This window comes from Kocuria salsicia (assembly GCF_007681555.1).
GTDB classification, from domain to species: domain Bacteria; phylum Actinomycetota; class Actinomycetes; order Actinomycetales; family Micrococcaceae; genus Kocuria; species Kocuria salsicia.
The window spans coordinates 1-1154 of sequence record NZ_VELE01000031.1 but is presented as its reverse complement, the minus strand read 5'-3'; the positions used below and the strand labels follow the sequence as shown (position 1 = coordinate 1154).

Below are 1154 nucleotides of genomic sequence, written 5' to 3'. Positions count from 1 at the left end.
CACCGTGGAGGAAATGATGATCCGCTGTGATGCTTGGGAGGTCTACGAACGGTTCCTCACGTCTCTGCATCACCGCAGCCTCCTGGCCGGCCGCCCCGACCTGACCGAACAGGAGCGGAACTTGTACGCCAGTGCGGCTGCCCACGTTACCCGGGAGTTGGGCCGCCGGTTCGGCTGAGGTCCTCCAGATAGGGTCGTTCCATGGCAGAGGAGATGTTGACCGGCGGCAACTCCACCACCGTCGTGCGGGTCGACGACAGTGTCCGCCGCACTGTCGGACCCTGGACCCCGGCGGTGCATGCACTGTTGAGTCGGTTGCGGGCGGAAGGGATCACCGAGGTCCCGGAGCCTCGCGGGGTGGACGAGGACGGCCGGGAGGTCCTGTCCTACATCGTCGGGGTGGTTCCCGGCTATCCGCTGCCCGAGTGGGTGTGGGCGGAAACGGTCCTGGCGGCGGCCGGGAGGTTGCTGCGCCGGATCCACGACGCGTCCACCGCGCTGGTAGGGGAGGACCTGGTCTGGCAGCTGCCCACCCACCACCCGGTTGAGGTGATCTGCCACAACGACTTTGCCCCGTACAACCTGGTGTTCCGCAACGGTCGGCTGCGCGGGGTGATCGACTTCGACACGGCCTCCCCGGGCCCCAGGACCTGGGACCTCGCCTACCTGGCCTACCGGTTGGTGCCTCTGACCGATGACGCGCACGACGGCGGCCCGCCCGCACCCGAGCGTGCGGGTCGCCTCCGGTTGCTGATCGACTCCTACGAAATGCCCTACGAGCCCGCAGAGTTGCTGGCTGCGGTGGCGGCACGTCTGGAGGAACTCGCGGCGTTCACCGACGCACGAGCCGCCGAGACCGGCCGGGACGACTTCGCCGAGCACGCCGCGATGTATCGCCGCGATCGTGACCGGGTGCTGGCCACCGGTTGACTCTCTTCCTGGTGGCGCACCGCTTGGAGCGGCGGTCACTGATAGGTTCCCCATCATGAAGACGGTGTGAGTGTCTGCCCTGTGAACGAGGAATCCCCGAGTACGTCAGGGCCCTGCTCCTCGCCCACGGCGCCCTGCCCATCCGGGACGAACTGGTCGTCGGGCCTTGACCCCGAATCGTGGACACGGTGTCGTTTCGGTTATGCCGCTTCCGTGAGCGTAGC

The 1154-nt window shown here is 67.6% G+C and carries 1 protein-coding gene; it reads left to right on the top strand.

The annotated features are described in order from the left end of the window. The first annotated feature begins 201 nt into the window (after window positions 1-201). Window positions 202-930, top strand: coding sequence for an aminoglycoside phosphotransferase family protein (locus FS770_RS13550; protein ID WP_145012783.1), 729 nt, complete (start codon window positions 202-204; stop codon window positions 928-930). The last annotated feature ends 224 nt before the right edge of the window (window positions 931-1154 follow it).

Coding starts and splice junctions, on each gene's coding strand:
- FS770_RS13550 (WP_145012783.1), top strand. CDS start 202: ATGGCAGAGGAGATGTTGACCGGCGGCAACTCCACCACCGTCGTGCGG.